Below are 2,220 nucleotides of genomic sequence, written 5' to 3'. Positions count from 1 at the left end.
GCGCAGGCGCAGGCCGAGGGGCGGGCGGCGAAGGACGAGGACTGGGAGCGCTGGTGGCGCCAGCCCGGCGCGGCCGACGTCACCTACGTGGAGTTCATGGGCAAGGACAACGTGCCCTTCCACACCGTGGGCTTCCCCTGCACGCTGATGGGGATCAACGAGCGCCGCGACGCCGCCGGCCGCTGGACGCCCAGCAGCAACACGCCGTGGAAGCTGGTGGACGACCTCAAGGGCTTCAACTGGCTCGACTACTACGGCGGCCGGTTCTCGACCTCACAGAAGCGCGGGGTCTTCATGGACCAGGCGGTGGAGCTCCTGCCGGCGGACTACTGGCGCTGGTGGCTGATCGCCAACGCACCGGAGAGCGCCGACTCGACCTTCGCGTGGGAGCAGTTCCGCGACCAGGTGAACGCCGACCTCGCCGATGTGCTGGGCAACTTCGTCAACCGCATCTGCAAGTTCGCGGAGAGCCGGTTCGAGGCGAAGGTCCCGGCCGGCGGCGAGTGGGGCGACCTGGAGAGGCAGCTTCAGGCGAACGTCGCCGCAAAGCTGGCCGAGCTGACCGAGCTCATGGAGGCGCGCGAGTTCCGCAAGTCGGCCGCGACGCTGCGTCAGATCTGGGTGCTCGGGAACCAGTACCTGACCGAGGCGGCGCCCTGGACCGCCTTCAAGACCGATCCCGAGCGGGCCGGCGTGTCGGTGCGCGTGGGCCTGAACCTCGTGGCCCTGTTCGCGCGGCTGTCGGCGCCCTTCGTTCCGGCGACGGCGCAGGTGATCTCCGAAGCGCTGGGCGAGGCGGAGGTCGGCGGCTGGCCGTCGGAGGCGGACGTGCTCGCGACGCTGGAGCCGGGCCGGGCGATCCGCGCGCCCGACGTCTTGTTCAAGAAGGTCGAGGACACGCAAGTCGCCGAATGGCGCGCGCGCTTCGGCGGGCCGGAGACGGTGGCCGAGCCGGCCTGACGGTGGCGACCCTCTACCTCACCTGCGGACTTCCCGGGTCGGGCAAGACGACGCTGGCCGAGCGGCTGGAGCGGGAAGCCCGCGCGCTGCGCCTCACGGGCGACGCGTGGATGCACGACCTCTACCCGGGCATCTCGACACCGGAGGCCGAGACCGGCCCGTTCCGTGGCCAGGTCGAGAGGCTTCAGTGGGCGGTTGCAATGCGTGCGCTGGAACTCGGCTGCAACGTCGTGCTCGATTGGGGGGTCTGGTCCAGGGCGGAGCGGGACCATTTCCGCACGCAGGCGCAGGCGGCCGGCGCGCAGGTGGTCCTGTGCCTGCTCGATCCTCCGATCGAGGAACTCTGGACCCGGCTGGCGCAACGCAATGCCGATCTGCCGCCCGCGACGTTCGAGATTCCTCGTGAGGCGCTCCTCAGGTGGGCGGATTGGTTCGAACGCCCGACGGATGAGGAACTGGCGCTCTACGACGGGCTGGAGGGCGCCGGGCGCTAATCAGGGCTTCGGCGCCGCCGGCATCTGCGGGTGGATGTCCATGAAGTCGGGGACGGCGGCGTTGTACTGGGCCGTGTAGCCGAGGTCGTCGATCACGTCGCGGCCGCCCTGCCACATCATGTGCAGCGCCACGTACAGCACGATCAGCAGGCCCACGTAGCCGATCCAGCGGTAGCGGTGCAGCAGGCGGGCGATGGCGTGCGCGGCGACGCCCATCAGCGCGATCGAGAGCAGCAGGCCGAAGACCAGGATGCCGGGGTGCTCCCGCGCGGCGCCGGCGACGGCCAGCACGTTGTCGAGCGACATCGAGACGTCGGCGATCAGGATCTGGATCAGCGCGTCCTTGAAGGTCTTCGGCCGGACCTTGGGCTCGGTGGTCGGGTCGGAGTCCATGGCCGCCTCGGCGGCCACCTCCTCATGCACGGCCTGGTCGCGCAGTTCGCGCCACATCTTCCAGCAGACCCATAGCAAGAGCACGCCGCCGGCGAAGAGCAGGCCGATGATGCCGAGCAACTGGGTGGTGACGAGCGCGAAGCCGATCCGGGTGATGACCGCCGCCGCCAGGCCCCAGAAGATCGCCTTGCGGCGCAGGGCAGGCGGCAGTCCGCCGGCGGCGAGGCCCACGGCCACCGCGTTGTCCCCGGCCAACACCAGGTCGATCATCAGCACCTGGAACAGGGCGGAGAGCGCGGAGGCGCTGAACAGGCTTTCGAACATCGCGGTCTCAATGCGTCACGGAACGCGCGGCTGCAACCGTTCAGCGGGG

General features: G+C 70.1%; 3 protein-coding genes. 2 read left to right on the top strand and 1 reads right to left on the bottom strand.

All coding sequences use genetic code 11. The features are described from left to right. Both JNL41_RS10940 and JNL41_RS10935 read left to right on the top strand, forming a co-directional pair. On the top strand, positions 1–960 hold a 960-nt coding region (locus JNL41_RS10940), incomplete at its 5' end, for a class I tRNA ligase family protein (protein ID WP_293474845.1). Positions 961–962: 2 nt separating this feature from the next. After that, entirely contained in the window at positions 963–1,454 is a 492-nt protein-coding gene (locus tag JNL41_RS10935; protein WP_293474843.1) for an AAA family ATPase, read from the top strand. Here JNL41_RS10935 and JNL41_RS10930 read toward each other — a convergent pair whose 3' ends face one another. Beyond that, complete coding sequence (locus JNL41_RS10930; protein ID WP_293474842.1) at positions 1,455–2,171, bottom strand: TerC family protein; 717 nt, start codon at positions 2,169–2,171, stop codon at positions 1,455–1,457. Positions 2,172–2,220 lie beyond the last annotated feature (49 nt).

The organism is Phenylobacterium sp. (assembly GCF_016793285.1).
Taxonomy (GTDB): domain Bacteria; phylum Pseudomonadota; class Alphaproteobacteria; order Caulobacterales; family Caulobacteraceae; genus Phenylobacterium.
The sequence above is the reverse complement of the archived record's forward strand: the minus strand, read 5'-3'. Positions and strand labels throughout refer to the sequence as shown.